This is a genomic window from Sphingomonas liriopis (genome assembly GCF_024211255.1).
In the GTDB taxonomy this organism is placed as follows: domain Bacteria; phylum Pseudomonadota; class Alphaproteobacteria; order Sphingomonadales; family Sphingomonadaceae; genus Sphingomonas; species Sphingomonas liriopis.
The window spans coordinates 83,908-101,146 of sequence record NZ_JAMLDY010000008.1; the positions used below are offsets into that span (position 1 = coordinate 83,908).

The 17,239-nt window shown below is 68.5% G+C and carries 17 protein-coding genes; 3 read left to right on the forward strand and 14 right to left on the reverse strand.

The features are described 5' to 3' along the window. Positions 1 to 45: 45 nt before the first annotated feature. The 12 genes from murG to M9979_RS08270 form a co-directional block, all read right to left on the reverse strand. Positions 46 to 1,203 (reverse strand): undecaprenyldiphospho-muramoylpentapeptide beta-N-acetylglucosaminyltransferase, encoded by a 1,158-nt coding sequence (gene murG, locus M9979_RS08215; protein ID WP_254288870.1) that lies wholly within the window; start codon positions 1,201 to 1,203, stop codon positions 46 to 48. Continuing rightward, positions 1,188 to 2,420 (reverse strand): FtsW/RodA/SpoVE family cell cycle protein, encoded by a 1,233-nt coding sequence (locus M9979_RS08220; RefSeq protein ID WP_254288871.1) that lies wholly within the window; start codon positions 2,418 to 2,420, stop codon positions 1,188 to 1,190. Before M9979_RS08220 ends, murG begins: the two co-directional genes overlap by 16 nt. Continuing rightward, positions 2,417 to 3,718 carry a UDP-N-acetylmuramoyl-L-alanine--D-glutamate ligase gene (gene murD, locus M9979_RS08225; RefSeq protein WP_254288872.1) on the reverse strand — a complete coding sequence of 434 codons (1,302 nt, stop codon included), beginning with the start codon at positions 3,716 to 3,718 and terminating at the stop codon, positions 2,417 to 2,419. Before murD ends, M9979_RS08220 begins: the two co-directional genes overlap by 4 nt. 148 nt (positions 3,719 to 3,866) lie before the next feature. Then, a complete protein-coding gene (gene mraY / locus M9979_RS08230) occupies positions 3,867 to 4,937 on the reverse strand; it encodes a phospho-N-acetylmuramoyl-pentapeptide-transferase (protein ID WP_254288873.1) in 1,071 nt (356 codons plus the stop codon). Further along, the gene (locus M9979_RS08235) at positions 4,938 to 6,332 is read right to left on the reverse strand and encodes a UDP-N-acetylmuramoyl-tripeptide--D-alanyl-D-alanine ligase (protein WP_254288874.1); all 1,395 of its coding nucleotides are present in this window, start codon (positions 6,330 to 6,332) and stop codon (positions 4,938 to 4,940) included. 274 nt (positions 6,333 to 6,606) lie between these two features. Then, positions 6,607 to 8,022 carry a UDP-N-acetylmuramoyl-L-alanyl-D-glutamate--2,6-diaminopimelate ligase gene (locus M9979_RS08240; RefSeq protein WP_254288875.1) on the reverse strand — a complete coding sequence of 472 codons (1,416 nt, stop codon included), beginning with the start codon at positions 8,020 to 8,022 and terminating at the stop codon, positions 6,607 to 6,609. A gap of 10 nt (positions 8,023 to 8,032) precedes the next feature. Beyond that, positions 8,033 to 9,745: a peptidoglycan D,D-transpeptidase FtsI family protein gene (locus tag M9979_RS08245; RefSeq protein WP_254288876.1), complete on the reverse strand. Its 1,713-nt coding sequence runs from the start codon at positions 9,743 to 9,745 to the stop codon at positions 8,033 to 8,035. Then, entirely contained in the window at positions 9,742 to 10,371 is a 630-nt protein-coding gene (locus tag M9979_RS08250; RefSeq protein WP_254288877.1) for a hypothetical protein, read from the reverse strand. Before M9979_RS08250 ends, M9979_RS08245 begins: the two co-directional genes overlap by 4 nt. Continuing rightward, positions 10,368 to 11,309 carry a 16S rRNA (cytosine(1402)-N(4))-methyltransferase RsmH gene (gene rsmH / locus M9979_RS08255; RefSeq protein WP_254288947.1) on the reverse strand — a complete coding sequence of 314 codons (942 nt, stop codon included), beginning with the start codon at positions 11,307 to 11,309 and terminating at the stop codon, positions 10,368 to 10,370. Before rsmH ends, M9979_RS08250 begins: the two co-directional genes overlap by 4 nt. 8 nt (positions 11,310 to 11,317) lie before the next feature. Further along, positions 11,318 to 11,818 (reverse strand): division/cell wall cluster transcriptional repressor MraZ, encoded by a 501-nt coding sequence (locus tag M9979_RS08260; protein WP_254288878.1) that lies wholly within the window; start codon positions 11,816 to 11,818, stop codon positions 11,318 to 11,320. Positions 11,819 to 12,118: 300 nt separating this feature from the next. Further along, positions 12,119 to 12,391 (reverse strand): hypothetical protein, encoded by a 273-nt coding sequence (locus M9979_RS08265; RefSeq protein ID WP_422921774.1) that lies wholly within the window; start codon positions 12,389 to 12,391, stop codon positions 12,119 to 12,121. 233 nt (positions 12,392 to 12,624) lie between these two features. Then, the gene (locus tag M9979_RS08270) at positions 12,625 to 13,593 is read right to left on the reverse strand and encodes a cysteine synthase A (protein ID WP_254288880.1); all 969 of its coding nucleotides are present in this window, start codon (positions 13,591 to 13,593) and stop codon (positions 12,625 to 12,627) included. Between the two features lie 173 nt (positions 13,594 to 13,766). Between M9979_RS08270 and M9979_RS08275 the strand changes: the two genes are divergently transcribed. Both M9979_RS08275 and M9979_RS08280 read left to right on the forward strand, forming a co-directional pair. Then, positions 13,767 to 14,153: a hypothetical protein gene (locus M9979_RS08275; RefSeq protein WP_254288881.1), complete on the forward strand. Its 387-nt coding sequence runs from the start codon at positions 13,767 to 13,769 to the stop codon at positions 14,151 to 14,153. 106 nt (positions 14,154 to 14,259) lie between these two features. Beyond that, positions 14,260 to 14,970 (forward strand): ParA family protein, encoded by a 711-nt coding sequence (locus M9979_RS08280; protein ID WP_254288882.1) that lies wholly within the window; start codon positions 14,260 to 14,262, stop codon positions 14,968 to 14,970. 395 nt (positions 14,971 to 15,365) lie between these two features. Here the strand turns inward: M9979_RS08280 and M9979_RS08285 are convergent, their stop codons facing one another. Further along, positions 15,366 to 16,049, reverse strand: coding sequence for a hypothetical protein (locus M9979_RS08285; RefSeq protein ID WP_254288883.1), 684 nt, complete (start codon positions 16,047 to 16,049; stop codon positions 15,366 to 15,368). Positions 16,050 to 16,079: 30 nt separating this feature from the next. Then, positions 16,080 to 16,592 (reverse strand): TrmO family methyltransferase domain-containing protein, encoded by a 513-nt coding sequence (locus M9979_RS17410; protein ID WP_254288884.1) that lies wholly within the window; start codon positions 16,590 to 16,592, stop codon positions 16,080 to 16,082. 217 nt (positions 16,593 to 16,809) lie between these two features. On the opposite strand from M9979_RS17410, the gene M9979_RS08295 reads away from it, so the two are divergent. Continuing rightward, on the forward strand, positions 16,810 to 17,193 hold the full coding sequence (locus tag M9979_RS08295; protein ID WP_254288885.1) for a hypothetical protein: 384 nt from the start codon (positions 16,810 to 16,812) through the stop codon (positions 17,191 to 17,193). Positions 17,194 to 17,239: the final 46 nt, after the last annotated feature.

Genomic DNA, 17,239 nt, shown 5'->3' on the forward strand with positions numbered 1-17,239 from the left:
TCCGGGGTGACGACGAGCTATTGGAAGCGGCGTGCGACCCAGCCTTCATGCGAACGCCGCCTTCGGCTTCGTCGGCTTCCCCACGGGCAAGCGCGATACCGGCGCGTCGAGGCTCTCGACCAGATCGGCGAGGTCGCCGACCGCCTTCGGCCGGCCGACGCTCTTCGCACGGGTCGCGGCATTCTCCAGCGCGGCGGGATCGAGCCCCAGTTTCTGCATCTGCTTCGCCAGCTCCACGGCGGTGAATTCGGGTTGCGGGATGGTGCGCGCGCCGCCCGCCTTGGTGATCTCGCGCGCGTTCGCCGTCTGGTGGTCGTCGGTGGCGGACGGCAGCGGCACGAGGATCGCCGGCCGCCCCGCCGCGGTCAGCTCGGCGATGGTCGAGGCGCCGGCGCGCGCGATCACGAGGTGCGCCCAAGCCAGCTGCTCGGGCATGTCGGGCAGATAGGTCGCGAGCTCCGCCGGGATCTGATGCGCGGCATATTTGGCGCGCACTGCGTCGATGTCCTCGATCCGCGCCTGCTGCGTCACCTGCAACCGGCGGCGGAAGGTGACGGGCAGCATGGCGAGGCCGTCGGGCACCACCTCGCTCAGCACGCTCGCCCCCTGGCTGCCGCCGGTGACGAGGACGCGGAAGATGCCGTCCTCCTCGAGCAGCGGGTAGGGCTTGGTGCGCAAGCTGAGCACCGCGTCGCGCACCGGATTGCCGACGAGATGCACCTTGCCGGCATGCTTTTCGGCGAGCCGTTCGGTCAGCTTGTACGACGTCGCGATCGCATCGACGCGGCCCGCGACCAGCCGGTTGACCCGCCCGAGCACCGCATTCTGTTCGTGCACCGCGGTCGGGATCTTGTCGGCGAAGGCGGCGAGCAGCGCCGGCATCGCGGGATAACCGCCGAAGCCGATCACCGCGGCGGGCTTGAACGTCGCGTACAGCTCGCGCGCCATCGCCCGCCCGCGCCACATCTCGCGCACCGCCGACGGCCAACCCTGTGGGCGCTTCACCTGAAAGCGGCCGGCGGGCAGGACGTGCGTCTGGATGCCGTCGAACAGGCCGGGAAAGCGCACGCCGCGCGCGTCGCTGATCAGCGCGACGCGATGGCCGCGCCGGGTCAGCTCCTCCGCCAGCGCCGCCGCGGGGACCATATGTCCGCCCGTGCCGCCGGCGGCGAGGACGTAATGCTTGCTCAATTCGATCCCCATCTCACCACATACGGGCTGCGCGTCAGGAACGGATTGCGCCGGGTGAACGCCAGCAGCAACCCCATGCCGATCGACAGCGCGATCATCGACGACCCGCCATAGCTGATGAACGGCAGCGTCATCCCCTTCGACGGCGCGAGGCCGGTATTCACCGCCATCGACACCAGAGCCTGCGCGCCGAACTGCACGGCGAGGCCGCTGGCGGCAAGCAGCTTGAACTCGTCCTGCTCGTCGAGCAATTTGACGAACACCCGCACGACGATCGCCAGGAACACCAGCGCGATGATCGCGCACGCGATCAGCCCGAATTCCTCGCCGATCACCGAATAGATGTAATCGGTATGCGCCTCCGGCAGGCCGAACTTCACCGTGCCGCCGCCGGGACCGGTGCCGGTCCAGCCGCCGCTGGTGATCGTCGCATGCGCGGCATTGGTCTGGAAATGGTCGCTCGCGCCCTCGCCTTCGACGCCGGGAAACAGGAAGGCGTCGATGCGGTTGCGCGCGGTGCCGTAGAACATATAGGCCGCGACGAGGCCGACCGGCACCATGCCGATGATCGCGCCGAGCACGCGCATCGGCGTCCCCGCGATCATCAACAGCGCCATCCAGACCGTGCAGAAGATCACGGTCTGCCCGAAATCGGGCTGCAGCATCAGCAGCACCGCGATGGTGCCGGTCATCGCGCCGGTGATGACCACCGTCGGCAGCTCGGGGTCCTTGGCCTTGAGCGACAGCAGCCACGCCACCGTCACGATGAACAGCGGCTTGAGGAATTCGGACGGCTGGAACGAGGCGAACCCATAGCCGATCCAGCGCCGCGCGCCGTTGATGCTGTTGCCGACGAAGGGGGTGAGCGCGAGGCAGACGATCAGCACCCCCGCCCCCGCGAGCGCCAGCCGCCGCGCGAGCGGCACCGGCAGCATCGACACGCCGAACAGCACGGGCAGCGAGATGCCGACCCAGATCAGCTGCCGCCAGAAATAGTAGAGCGCGGTGAATTTGTGATGCTCGCCCGAATAGCGCACCGCGGTCGCGGGGCTCGCCGCGGCTACCGCAATCAGGCCGATCGCGATCAGGAACAGCGTGAGGAGCAGCAGCATCCGGTCGATGTCCCAGAACCACGTGCCGAGCGGCGAACTGTCGCCGCGCCCGCCGCGCCGCTTGACCTTGGCGACCAGCGTGTCGCTTGTCGGCTCGGTCATCGGAACGCTGTTCATAGAGCCTCCACCGCCGCCCGGAACGCCGCCCCGCGATCCTCGTAATCGCGGAACTGGTCGAAACTAGCACAGGCCGGCGACAACAGCACGGTCTCTCCGGGCTGTGCGGCCGCAGCGGCCTGCGCGACCGCGGTGGCGAGGTCGCCGCTGTGCGTCACCGCCGGCACGCGAGGCGCGAGCAGATCGCGGAACAACGGCCCCGCTTCGCCGATCGTATAGGCCGCAACGACGCGATCGAAATAAGGCGCGCAGGCGTCGAGATCGTCCCCCTTGCGCTTGCCGCCGACGATCCAGTGCACCCGCTCGAACGCGCCGAGCGCGGGCGCGGTGCTTTCCGGATTGGTCGCCTTGCTGTCGTCAACGAAGGTCACGCCGTCGCGGGTGGCTACCCGTTCCATGCGGTGCGGCAGTCCAGTGAAGGTGCGGAGCCCCTCAGCCACCGCCTCGTTATCCACTCCTAGATGCGCGCAAGCGGTGATCGCCGCTGCGGCATTAGAAGCGTTGTGTGGCCCTTGTAGAGCCGGCCAAGCTGACTGATCCTTGATGTTGCCACGATGAAAATAGTGAACGTTTTCGTATCGATTGAGGTCATGCTGCAAGCGATAGACGACGTTGTCAGCTTCCGTGTCGTCCTCGGCGATAACTGCATGGTGATCGCGCGATTGGATTTCGAATAGCCGCTGCTTCGACGCGGCATACGCCCCAAACCCATCATACCGGTCGAGGTGATCCGGAGTGATGTTGAGCAGCACCGCGACGTCGCAGTCGAGCGTCTGCGTCAGGTCGATCTGGTAGCTCGACAGCTCCAGCACATAGACGCCACCCTCCGGCAGCGGCTCCTGCCCGAGGATCGGCAGGCCGATATTGCCGCCCATCAGCGTGGGCACGCCCGCAGTCTTCAGGATATGATGGACCAGTGCGGTCGTCGTCGACTTGCCGTTGGTGCCGGTGATGCCGACGACCTTGTGCGGCGGCAGTTCGGCACGCGCCTGCGCGAACAGCTCGATATCGCCGATCACCGGCACGCCCGCCGCGCGCGCGCGGACGACCAGCGGATGCGTGTTGAGCGGCACGCCCGGGGACACGACCAGCCCCGCCGCCCCTTCGAGGTTCAGCGTCGCGATGTCGTGGACGATCACGCCGTTGACCTCGGCGGCGGCTTTCCGCGCCGCGGGATCGCTGTCCCACGCCACGACATACGCGCCCGCCTTGGCCAGCGCACGCACGGTCGCCATGCCGGATCGCGCCAGCCCCAGTACCGCATAGCGCTGCCCCGCCCAGGCGGCCGAGACGATCATGCCGCGGCGTCCGCCAATAACCACCCGTCACCCCGGACTTGTTCCGGGGTCCACTGTTCCGCAGGGGTCGAGAGCCTTGCGATCGTGGCACGGTGGACCCCGGAACAAGTCCGGGGTGACGAAGGAGATTGGATGAGCGTCATCTCCGTTATCGCAGCTTCAACGTCGACAGGCCGGCGAGCGCCAGCACGAGGCTGATGATCCAGAAACGGATGACGACGGTCGGCTCGCTCCAGCCCATCTGCTCGAAATGGTGGTGGATCGGCGCCATGCGGAACACGCGCTTGCCGGTGCGCTTGTAGAAGAACACCTGGATGATGACGCTCATCGCCTCGACGACGAACAGGCCGCCGATGATGCCGAGCACGATCTCGTGGTGCGCGACGACCGCGATCGTGCCGAGCGCGCCGCCCAGTGCGAGGCTGCCGGTGTCGCCCATGAACACCGCGGCCGGCGGCGCGTTGAACCACAGGAAGGCGAGCCCCGCACCCACCACCGCGCCGCAGAAGATGGCGAGCTCACCCGCCCCCGGCACGTGCGGGATGCCGAGATAGGTCGCGAACTTCACGTTGCCGGCGAGGTAGACGATCAGCATGAACGCGACGCTCGCGATGATGACCGGCATCGTCGCAAGGCCATCCAGCCCGTCGGTCAGATTCACCGCATTGCCGAACGCGACGATCGTGAACGCCGCGAACAGCGGAAACGCATAGCCGAGGTCGAGGTACAGGCGATCGGTGAACGGCAGATACAGGTGCGGCCCGTTCTGCCCCATGATAATCCACGACGCGATGCCGGCGATGGCGAATTCCAGCAGCAACCGCGTCCGCCCGGATACGCCGGCGGTGCTTGCTTTGCGCACCTTGTCGTAATCGTCCATGAACCCGATCGCGCCGAACCCCAGCGTCACGAACAGGCACGCCCAGACGTAGGGATTGGCAAGGTCCATCCAGATCAGGATGGCAAGGCTCATCGCGGTCAGGATCATCAGCCCGCCCATCGTCGGCGTGCCGCGCTTGGCGAGGTGCGTCTGCGGCCCGTCGGCGCGGATCGGCTGCCCCTTGCCCTGCCGCACGCGCAGCCAGCCGATGAACCGCGGCCCGATGATGAGGCCGATCAGGAGCGCCGTGGCGACCGCCGACCCGGTCCGGAAGGACTGGTAGCGGATGAGGTTCAGCAGCCCGGTGAAGCCCAGGTGCTCGGCGATCCAGTACAGCATTTACGTTCCGCGCCCCCTGCGATCATCGATCGCACCACCTTCGAGTCCTGCGACCACGCGCGCAAGCCCGACACCGTTAGACCCTTTGACGAGTACCGCGTCTCCCGCGCGAGCCAGGTCTTTCAGCCGGCCGAGCGCTGTCGCAGCATCGGCCACATGCATGACTTGCGTCCGGCCCTCAAGGGCCTCAGCGAGCGGAGCCATCGCTTCACCGACGAGCAGCGCCGTTTCGACGCGCGCGGCGAGGATCGGTTCGGCAAGCGCGGCATGATAATCGTCGGACGCCTCGCCCAGTTCGCGCATCTCGCCGAGCACCGCGACATGCCGCCCCGGCTCCTCGGCGAGCACCGCCAGCGTCGCGCGCATCGAGGCGGGATTGGCGTTGTAGCTCTCGTCGATCACCAGCACGTCGCCGCCTGCCACCGGCGCGAGGAAGCGCGCGCCGCGTCCCTGCAGCCCGCCCATCTCGGCCAGCGCAAGGCCAGCGCGGGCGAGGTCCGCGCCCGCCGCATCGACAGCCGCCAGCACCGCGAGCGCGTTGGACACCCAATGCATCCCCGGCTGCGACAGGGTGAACGACAGTTCGCGCGCACCCAGCTTCGCGGTGACGAACGACGCCCCCGACGGCAGCCGCATCGCCTCGATCGCGCGTACGTCGGCCCCCTTGTCGAGCCCGAAGGTGATCGTGCGCGCCGCATACGGCGCCGCGGCGGCGAGCAGCCGGTCGCGGTGCGGGCTGTCGTAGGGGACGATCGCGGTGCCGCCGGGCTCCAATCCGCGGAAGATCTCACCCTTGGCATCGGCGATCGCGCTTTCGTCGGCAAAGAAGGCGGTGTGCGCCGGCGCGATCGCGGTGACGATCGCAATGTGCGGACGGACCAGCTGCGTCAGCTCGGCGAGTTCCCCGGCATGGTTCATCCCCATCTCGAACACGCCGATCCTGGTGTCGCGCGGCATGCGGGCGAGGCTCAGCGGCACGCCGGTATGGTTGTTGTAGCTCTTGACCGAACGATGCACCGCGTCCGGCCGGCTGCGGTCGAGCGCGGCGAACAGCGCTTCCTTGGCGCTGGTCTTGCCGACCGACCCGGTGACGCCGATCACCGTGCCGCTCATCCGCGCGCGGGCCGCACGGCCGAGGTCGTTGAGCGCGGCGAACGTATCGGCGACGCGGACATGCGGACAGGCGGTATCGACGGACACGATCGCCCCCGCCGCGCCTTGCGCGAATGCCTGGTCGAGGAAGCGGTGGCCGTCGGTGCTCTCGCCGGTCAGCGCGACGAACAGATCGCCCGGCCCGACCTCGCGGCTGTCGAACGCCACGCCCGTGACGGCGAAATCGGTGGAGGCGAGGCCGGCGGTAGCAGCGGCGATCTCCGCGGCGGTCCAGAGGGCCATCAAATCCTCCCCGGCACGGGGAGGTGGCACGGCGAAGCCGTGACGGAGGGGGGCTTCCGCAGACGGATCGCCCGCGGCGCTCCCCCTCCACCACGTCCTGCGGACGCGGTCCCCCTCCCCGTGCCAGGGAGGATCAGGAGTCTCATTCCTGCGTCACCCCGGACTTGTTCCGGGGTCCACCAGGCCGCTATCGCGCAGCTGGAGGCTCTAGCCGTTCGCCTCGCCGCAGAGTGGACCCCGGAACAAGTCCGGGGTGACGCATGGCCTAGGCCCCTCACGCCGCGCACTCGCGCGCCACCGTCACGTCGTCGAACGGCAGTTCCATATCCCCGACGATCTGCCCCTGCTCATGTCCCTTGCCGGCGATCAGCACGATGTCCTCCGGCCCCGCCTCGGCGATCGCGGTGGCGATCGCCTCGCGCCGGTCACCGATCTCGCGCGCGTTGGTCGCGCCCTTCAGGATCGCGGCGCGGATCGTCGCGGGGTCTTCGGTGCGCGGATTGTCGTCGGTGACGATGGCGAGGTCCGCCTGCATCTGCGCGACCTGGCCCATCGTCTCGCGCTTGCCGGCGTCGCGGTCGCCGCCGGCGCCGAACACGACGATCAGCCGCCCGGCGGTATGCGGCTTCAGCGCCGCGATCGCCGCCTCCAGCGCGTCGGGGGTATGCGCGTAATCGACATAGACCGGCGCGCCACCACGCGCGATCGCCGCGCGTTCGAGCCGCCCGCGCACCGGCTGCAAACGCGCCAGATTGGCGATCGTGGCGGCGACGTCGCCACCGGTCGCGATCACCAGCCCCGCCGCGACCAGCGCGTTCGCCGCCTGATACCCGCCAATCAGCGGCAGCATCACCCGATGCGTCGCGCCCTCCGCCTCGATGGTCAGCCCCTGCCCCAGCAGCGTCGGATCACGCCCCACCAACCGCAGCGTCTGCCCCCGCTCGCCGACCGTCACCAGCCGGTTGCCGCGCGCCTTGGCGAGGTCGATCACCCGCGCCGATTCGATGTCGTCCGCCCACACCACCGCGGTGCCGTCGGGGCTCAGCACCTCGGAGAACAGCCGCAGCTTCGCGGTCAGATAGGCGCCCATGTCGCCATGATAGTCGAGGTGATCGCGGCTGAGGTTGGTGAACGCCGCCGCCGCGACGTTCAGCCCCTCGGTGCGATACTGGACCAGGCCGTGGCTCGACGCCTCGAACGCCAGATGCGTCACGCCCTCGCGCGCCAGCCCCGCGACGTTGGACAGGAAGGTGACGACGTCGGGCGTGGTCAGCCCGGTCGTCACGCGTTCGTCGGCGGTGGTGACGCCCAGCGTCCCGATCGAGGCGGCATGCTCGCCCGCCATCCGCCACAATTGCCGCGTCATCTCGACGGTCGAGGTCTTGCCGTTGGTCCCGGTCACCGCCACTGCCAGCCGCGGAAACGGCGCGAAGAAGCGTGCCGCCAGCTGCGCGAAACATTCGCGCGGGTTGTCCGCGGCGATCGCCACCGCGCCCTCGACCGCGACGCCGGGCCGCGCCACGACCGCGATCGCGCCCGATCGCACCGCATCGGCGATATAATCCTCGCCGTTCACCCGCACGCCCTGGAACGCGCCGAAGACGGTGCCCGGCGCGACCTTGCGGTGATCGATCGCGAAGCCGGTGACCACCGCCTCCTCATGGCCGCCGGTGAGCGCCGCCAGCTTCATCGTTCCGCCCTCAATTGTCGTTGGCCTGTTTCTGCGCAGGGTCCTGCCACAACAGCGGCATCATCTCGGACACGTCGATATCGCGGCGCGCGTCGGGCACCACGCCCAGCATCGCACCGACCCGCGCGATCGTGCGGCCGACGACCGGGGCTGCGTTCCACGCGGCGGTCTTCCACCCACCAGTCTCCTTCGTGCCGAGCGGCGAATCGAGCATCGCCAATACGACATAACGCGGCGCGTCCATCGGAAAAGCCGCGGCGAAGGTCGCGACGTTGCGCGAATGGTCGTATCCGCCCGCGACCGCCGCCTCGGCCGTACCGGTCTTGCCGCCGACGCGATAGCCCGGCGCATCGCCCTTGCGCCCCGTACCGCGCATCACGATGAGCCGCAGCATCTGGCGCATCCGCGCGCTCGTCGCCTCGCTGATGACGCGGCGGCCGACCGGCGCCTTGCCGGGTGCAACCTTCATCAGCGTCGCCGGCCGCCACACGCCGCCGTTGACCAGGGCGGCATAGGCGGAGGCGAGATGCAGCGGCGTCACCGCGATGCCATGGCCGTACGCGGTGGTCATCGTCGTCGTGCGCGCCCAATAGCCCGGCATCAGCGGCCGCCCCTTCTCGCGCAGCTCGATATCGGGCTTGGTGTCGAAGCCCAGCTTGCGGAACATCGCCTGCATCTTCTGCGGCCCGACCTCGTCGGCGATCCGCGCGGTGGCGATGTTGGACGAATAGATCAGCGTCTCGGGCATCGACAGCCAGCGCTTGGGATCGCCGCGCTCGTCATGGATGGTGAAGCCGCCGACTTTGAGCGGATGCGTCGCGTCGAACTTGCGGTTCAGCGTCACCGTGCCGGTGTCGATCGCGGTCGCGACGGTGATCGGCTTGAACGTCGATCCCAGCTCGAACACGCTCTGCGTCGTGATGTTGCGCAGCTCCTCGCTGCCCGCCATGCCGACGCGATTGGGATTGAACGTCGGCAGCGAGACCATCGCGATCACCTCGCCGGTGTCGACGTCGAGCACGATGCCCCCGGCACCACGCGCGGAGAAGGTGCCCATCGCGCGGCCGAGCTCGCTCTCCATCGCCGCCTGCACGCGCGCATCGAGCGACAGCGCCACCGGCTGCCCCGCCTTGGTCGGATCGAGCAGGCGTTCGTCGAGCACGCGCTCCATCCCGCTCATGCCGTGGCCGTCGGTCGACAGGAAACCCAGCGCATGGCTCGCCATCGTCGATTGCGGGTACAATCGCTGCGTCTCGCGCGCGAAGACCAAAGCGGGTTCGCCGATGGCATTGACCTGTTCGACCAGCGCCGGGCTGGCGCGGCGCTGCAGGTAGACGAAGCTCACCGGCTTGGTCAGCTGATCGTAGAACCAGGCCTGGTCGCCGCGATCGGGCATCAGCGCGGCGAGCCGGCTGGCGATCTCCATCCTGTCGCCGATGATCTGCTTCGGATGGACCGCGATCGTCCACGCATCGATCGTGCGGGCGAGCGGCGCGCCGTTGCGATCGACGATGTCGCCGCGCGCCGCCAGCGTCGCGACGCGCGTCTCCGCCTCGCCGCCCGACAGCAGCCCGAGCATCGCCAGCCGGCCGATGACCAGGGTCACCGCGGCGGCGAACAGCATCATCAGCATCATCAGCCGCATGTGCGACGTCGCGACCAGCGCGTGGCGCTGGCCGGCGCTGCGCCGCTGCGGCATCGGGCGGGCGACGATGACGGTCAACGCTTGCGGGCCTCCGCGCGCGCGCTGCTCAGGATATCGCCGAGCGTCGTGTCGGACAGCAGCTTCTTGTCGAGCATCGCCACCGCCTGCGGCCGCACCTTGGCGACCGCGACCTTGGCGCGCGCCGCTTCGTTGAGCTTGGCGATCAGCGGCGCGCTCTTCTCGATCGCGGCGACCTTGATGACGACGGCGCGCTTGGCCATCGGCATCGCCGCGGCGACCTGCACCACCGCCGGTGCCGGCGTCGCGACCGGCGCGACCGGATTGACCGTGGGCAGCGAGGGCACGACCAGCGCCGCGGTCTGCACGCCGGGCTCGCCGACGCCGATCTGGTTGACGTCGAGGCTGGCGAGCGCGCCCTCGTCGGTGACGAACTGCCCCGCCACCGGCGCGGCGAGCGACAGCGTCTCGCCGTTCCACTTTTCGAGCTGGGCGAGGTTCGCGCGCGTCTCGAACTCGGTCTCGAGCGCGCGGATGTCGCGCTCCGCCGAATCGATCTTGCGGTTCATCCCGTCGAGCTTCTTGCGCTCCGCCGCGACCTGCAGCGACACCAGGTAGAAGCCGAGGACGATGGCGACACAGCCACCGAACCACCCGATCCCCTTCAACCGATACGCCGCCGTCATGCCGTCACCTCCGTCAGATCCGTGTCGCCCCACGCCGGGGCCGCCGTCCGTATCGCCGTCCGCAACGTCGCGGATCGGGCGCGCGGGTTGCGCGCAACCTCTGCATCGCCGGCGCGCGTTCCGCGGCCGACCTTCTCGAAACTTGGGCGCCGGCTCGCGCCCGTTTGCGGCAGGTGCCGCGACCCGCCCGGCGCATTGCCGGACCGGTCGCGCAGGAAGCGCTTGACCAGCCGGTCCTCCAGGCTGTGGAACGTCACGATCGCCAGCCGCCCGCCCGGCTTCAGCACGCGCTCCGCGGCGGCGAGACCATCGGCCAGCTCGCCCAGCTCGCGGTTCACATGGATGCGGATCGCCTGAAAGGTGCGCGTCGCCGGATCCTTCTTGTCGTGCGGCCGGTGGCCCAGCGCCTTGCGCACCACGTTGGCCAGTTCCGACGTGCGGGTCAGCGGCCGGGCGGCGACGATCGCGCGCGCGACGCGGCGCGACTTGGGCTCATCGCCGTAATGATAGAGGACGTCGGCGATCGCCTCCTCGTCCGCCTCGTTGACGAAGTCGGCGGCGCTCGCCCCCTCCTGGCTCATCCGCATGTCGAGCGGGCCGTCGGACTGGAACGAGAAGCCGCGCTCGGCCTGATCGAGCTGCATCGACGACACGCCGATATCCATCGTCAACCCGTCGACCGGCGCATCGAGCGCCGCCTCCAGCGCCGAAAAGTCGCTGTGCACCAGCGTCAGCCCGGCGATGTTCGCGGCACGCCCGGCGGCGATCGCATCGGGATCGCGATCGAAGGCGATCACCTGCGCGCCCGTCGCGAGGATCGCACGGGTATAGCCGCCCGCGCCGAAGGTCGCGTCCACGATCGTCTCGCCCGGGGCGGGGGCGAGCGCGGCGACGACTTCGTCGAGCAGCACCGGAACATGGGGGGCGTCATCGCTCACATTGCCGGTCACAGGGCGATCCCCTTGTCCTGGCAATAATAGCGGCAGGCGGCGACCATCTGGGCTGCGATCCCCGGCGTCGACAGCAGCGTCCTGGGGTCCCAGATCTCGATATAGTCGAGCGTGCCCCAGAAGAAGGCGTGCGCGCCGATGTTGGCGTAGAAACGCGGGAAACCAGGCATGATGAAGCGCCCGGAACCGTCGAACGGCACCGCCTCGCCATTGGCGCCGCCGCGCTTGATATTGTGGTCGATCTTGCCGTCCGCGCCCCGCGACAGCGCGACGCGCTCGTTCAGCTCGCGCTTCAGCTCGGCGAGATAGGCGGGATCGTAGGCGACCAGGCAGGGCTGGTCCTCGTGCGCGGCTATGATGACGGTGCCGCCGTCCTTGCCGTCGGCGCGCGGTGCATTCTCGGCCAGCGTGTGGCGAAGCGCGTTGGGGATGGCGACCCGCCCCTTGTCGTCGACAAGAGCAAGTCCGCTTCCCTGATAATCGCCCCTTTCCGACACGCCCGTCTCGCACCCTGACGCGCACGGCCCACCCCGTCGAAAACAGCCCTCGCTGCCGTCGACCCTTCGCGAAAAACGCAAAGCGATGATGCCTGCCCCGTTGTTGATTGATTGGTATCAACACAGGTCCGGGGAAGCAACGGGATTTTTGGGGAGGAACGGGGAAATCACACCCGATCTGCGGTCAACCGGGCGGAGGATCGCTCCGTCGGGATGGCGAGCATGGACCCGCAAGGCGACGCGAAATCGCCGATCGCGGGCATGCGCGGTGGCTTTTCCCCGATTTTCCCCGGTGGATCGTCATCGTGGCGCCTGGCCGTTGCTCGTCGCCGGCGCGACGCCCAGTTCGGCGAGCGGTTCGCCCGAGGAATCGGCCGCCGCCGCGGCGGCGCCCGCATTGGTCATGGCGATGTTGGCGACGACGTCGGCCTGCGCCGATCCCGCGGTCGCGATCGGCCGCTCGCGCGTCGCCGATCCCAGGATCGCGCTCGCGATCACGATCAGCAGGACCACGGCGACAAGGCCGATGATCCCGACCTTGATCCGCTGCATCGTCTGGTGAGTGTCTCGCACGGCTCTCATCTTGTCGTGCGACCGTAACGCTTCGTCACCGCTTTGTCGAATTTGCGATTCGTAAGGGGTGGAGGGGTGTCCGGAACGCGTCCACGAACCCGTCGTCACCCCGGACTTGTTCCGGGGTCCACCGATCCGCAAGCGCGGGACTGGAGCCTCCTACCGCGCGCCCAAACGCGAAGTGGACCCCGGAACACGTCCGGGGTGACGGTGGAGGGGAGCAGCGTCCGCCCCTATTCCAGCCCCTTCTCCGCACGCCACGCCGGATCGTACAGCGACGACAGATAACGGAACCCCGTATCGCACAGGATCGTCGCGACCCGCTTGCCCCGCCCCAGATGCCCAGCCAGCCGCACCGCGCCCGCGACGTTGATCCCCGACGACAGCCCCAGGCACAGCCCCTCCTCGTCAAGCAGCCGGCGCACCCAGTAATAGCCCTCGGCATCGGAGATCCGGAACTGCGTATCGATCGGCGCGCCTTCCAGATTGGCGGTGATCCGCCCCTGCCCGATCCCCTCGGCGACCGACGATCCCTCCGACCGCAGCTCGCCATGCGCATAATATTCGTACAGCGCCGCGCCATGCGGATCGCTGAGCGCGATGCACACGCCCTCGTCCTTGGCCTTCAGCCCCAGCCCGACGCCGGCGATCGTACCGCCGGTCCCGGCCGCGCAGGTGAAGCCGTCGATCCGCCCGTCCATCTGCTGCCAGATCTCCTCGGCGGTGCCGACGATATGCGCGCGGCGGTTGGCGACGTTGTCGAACTGGTTCGCCCAGATCGCATTGTCGCGCTCCTCGGCGATGCGGCGGCTGGTGTGGACGAAATGGCAGGGGCTGGCATAGGGCGCCGCCGGTACCAACACCAGCTCGGCGCCCAGCGCGCGAAGCGTGTCCATCTTCTCGCGGCTCTGCGTCTCGGGCATCACGATGATCGTGCGATAGCCCTTGGCGTTGGCGACCAGCGCCAGCCCGATGCCGGTATTGCCCGCGGTCCCTTCGACGATCGTCCCGCCGGGATGCAGCACGCCGCGCGCCTCCGCATCCTCGACGATGGCCAGCGCCGCGCGATCCTTCACGCTCGCGCCGGGGTTGGCGAATTCGCACTTGCCGAAGATGTCGCTGCCGCTCGCCTCGCTCGGCCCCTTCAGGCGGACGAGGGGCGTGTTGCCGATCAGGGCCAGGGTATCGGGCGTCGTATGCATCGTCGCTAGATGGCGCCTGTCGCCCCGCGCCACAAGCGAAGCTGCGCTTGGCCGATGCAAAGCCACGCCTCTCCGGCGCGCCCGTCCGGCCCGACAATCCGCCGCAATGCGGCAAATCGATGGGTCATCCGCCTTGACGCTACCGTATCGCATGCGCAAAGCCTCGTTTCGCTATGAAGAGCCCCCTCCTCCTCTCCGCCACCGCCGCGCTGCTCGCGCTGGCGGCCTGCAACTCCCAGCCGGCGCAGCCCGACGTCCTCGATTCCAATCCGGACCCGATGGCGAACGCGCTCGCCAACCGTGCACCCGTCGAGCTGCCGCCGTCTATCAAGGCGGAAAAGACCTTCCGCTGCAAGGACAACAGCCTGCTCTACGTGACGCTGTTCAACGGCGACAAGCTTGCCACGGTCAAGACCACGCCGACCGCGACCCCGGTGCGCCTCACCGCCGCCACGGCAGGCGAGCCGCTGACCGCCGAGGGCGGCTGGAAGCTGACCGGCACGCCGTCGAACATCACCGTGACGCAGCCGGGCAAGCCGTCGCAGACCTGCAAGTCCTAAGCGACCGTCCTGTCCTGCCAGGGGGCCGGTGGAGCGATCCGCCGGCCCTTTCTCTTGGGCCCCTGCCGCATTGCCGCGACAGGACGGTGCCAGTACCATCCGCGGCATGGCGACGATCGCGATCTACAGTTCGAAGGGCGGCGTCGGCAAGACGACACTGGCGGTCAACCTAGCCTGGTGTTCGGCCACGCTGTCGCGGCGCCGCACCGCTCTGTGGGACCTCGATCCGCAGGGCGCGAGCAGCTGGGTGCTCGGTCGCGAGCCCACGGGCGATCAGGCGCGCGCGATGTTCACCAAGGATGCCAAGGTCACCGACCATGTCCGCCCGACCGCGTCCGCCAACCTCGACCTGATCCCCGCCGACGCCTCGCTGCGCGACCTCGACCGGCTGCTCCACGACATCGGCAAGCGCCGCCGGCTCGACCGGCTGATCGAGCGGCTCGGCCAGTACGACCACGTCCTGCTCGACTGCCCGCCGGGCCTGACCGAAACCAGCGAACAGGTGATCCGCGCCGCAGACCTCATCGTGCTGCCGGCGATCCCCTCGCCCCTCGCGCAGCGCGCTGCCGACGCGGTCGTCCGCCACCTCGGCGGCAAGGTGCCCGTCCTGCCCGTCCATATGATGGCCGACCGCCGCCGCCGCCTCCACGCCGACGCGCTCGCCGCCCACCCCGACTGGCCGGTGATCCCGATGGCCAGCGCGATCGAAGCCATGGCCGACCACCGCGCCCCGCTCGCGACCTACGCCCCCCGCTCCCCCGCGGTCGCCGCCTTCGCAACGCTATGGACAGCGATCGAACGATGCGTGGCGGCGTAGGCGGATCGGGAAGCGAGAAGCGAACGGCTCTCGGCCGCGACGGCCTTCCCGTGGGCCCAGACGTGAGGCGTGCGGAGGTGTCATGACGTTTCAGCAGGTAGCCCTCAACGGCGATCGACGGCATGACGTCGTTCCTCATACCCCCGACGCTGTCGCGGCGAACGGCTCTGGCGGTCGTGGAACCGGGTCGGTGTGCGGCAGATGGTGCGGGTGATCGCGGTGAACGACCACCAGCCCTTTCGCCGCCGCCAATGTGAACTTGCCGCTGTTCGACGACCCCACCATGCAGGTGAGTGGACCCGGTTCGTCGAGCGTCGTCGCGCAGCATGCCTTCTGCGCCCTGCCAGGGGACCGGATTTCGGAATGTCCGATTGCGGTGGCAGATTCGCGGAAGACTATCGGTCGCGATGACCCGATAGCTGCCGCTTGCACAGCCCCTTCGGTTGCCAATCGTGGATCAGGGTCGTCGGGGGACGGCTGGCGTCATGCAGGATCAGGGCGAAGCCCTGCCGCGGCGATTTTCCGATCGCCATCAACAGCATGGGAGGCCCGCCCTTGATAAACAGGCTGTTGCCGGCGCCTCGTCCGACCTTGATGCCGTCGGGCGTTTCCAGGCAGGTGTCACCCGTTACGGCGTAGAACGCTTCGGGCCCCGAATGAACGTGCAGCGGCGCGGTCATTCCCGGGGTGAAGACCGACCGCAGATATTCTGCCGCATAATTCGCCGCTGGCTGCACGGGCAGAGGGCCGATGTCGGACACATGCTCCCCTCCCTTGGGCCGCCACCCTTTCCGCTCCACCGTGAACAGCCAGGTCGATCCGAATGCATCGGCCACCGTGCTGGTAGCAACCGCCGCCTTCTCGGCCGCTTCCCTGGTGGCGAATTTATCCAGATGCCAGAATATCCGGCCCGCCGGTAAGGACGGTAACTGTTGCCGGGCCAGTAGGCATGCCGGACCGACGTCTTCGTTCCCCGAGCACTGGCGCGTCGTCGCCTGCCCCCAAGCCGTACCGGTCAAGGAGCAGCCGGCGAGAACGACGAAAAGGCGAGCGCTCTTTTGCATCTTTGCTTTCACCATAATGTCCTGTCTTCCATCCTTTACCCACGATCAGGCTTTCGACGGGCGTCGTCGGAACCGATCGCGAAACGGGAACCTCATTGCCAGTAACCGGCCATCAGTTCGGATATCCATTGTGGCTGCCGAACCTCGCCACGAGGCAGGAATTCGCGCATCACCGGCTCGATGTCGATCACGGAGGTGCCATCGATCGCGTCCAGCCCCTCGACGTGCAGTCGCGGCCCTTCGACATTCAATATCCTGCAGACCGGTCACGCCGAGCCGATTGGGGCGGTTCTTGCCCCGTTGCGCGAAGATGCCGGTAAGCGGCCAATCGGTCCGGCCCCTTGGATGACGGGCGCCGGGTTCGATCGCCTCTTCGGGAACGCGGTCGAACATGAAGATGACCTCGGCGTGACTGAAGCCATCCAGACCCGACAGCGCATCGGCACCGAAATCCCTCGCCTTCAGTTCGATCGTTATCCGGCTGCTGCCCCAATCGTCATCGATGGGGTCTGCCCGGCCGCCCCGCACATACCCCATGGCTGCAATCGTGAACGTCATGACCATCTCCGATCGATGCTACTATAAACACGACAGGTCTGCGTTGAGGAGGTGGATCGCTCGCGCCGATCGCCGTTTCTAGTACGAAACCCGGCAATGGGTTCGTCGTCCCGAACGCGACCTGCACCGATCCTGCACACCGATCTGGCCGAAGGCAGGTTATCCCGTCGTGCCCCGACGCGGTAGGAACGGCCATTCCCCACAATGAGGCGGCACCATGATTCACCCGACCACCACCCGCCCCATGTCGCGGCTGAAGATCGCCATGTGGCTGGCCGCCGCCGCGCTGCTGCTCGCCCCGGCGGTTGCGATGCGTTTCACGACGGAGGTGGTGTGGACCGCGTCGGACTTCGCCTTCGCCGCGATCCTGCTGTTCGGATCGCTGACCGCATTCGAGTTGGTGTCCCGCCGGACGCCTGCGATGGCGTGGCGGCTGGCGATCGGCGCAACGCTGCTCGGCGCCGTGCTGCTCGTCTGGGTCAATGCCGCGGTCGGCATCGACGGGAGCGAGGACAATCCCGTCAACCTGGTCTTCTACGCGATCGCCGCCGCAAGCCTCGTCGTCGCGGGCGTCCTCGCGATCAAGGCACCGCGCCGCTGACGACGGCCCGGGCGGCTTGCCATCGCCCCCGCCAGCCGCCACCTTG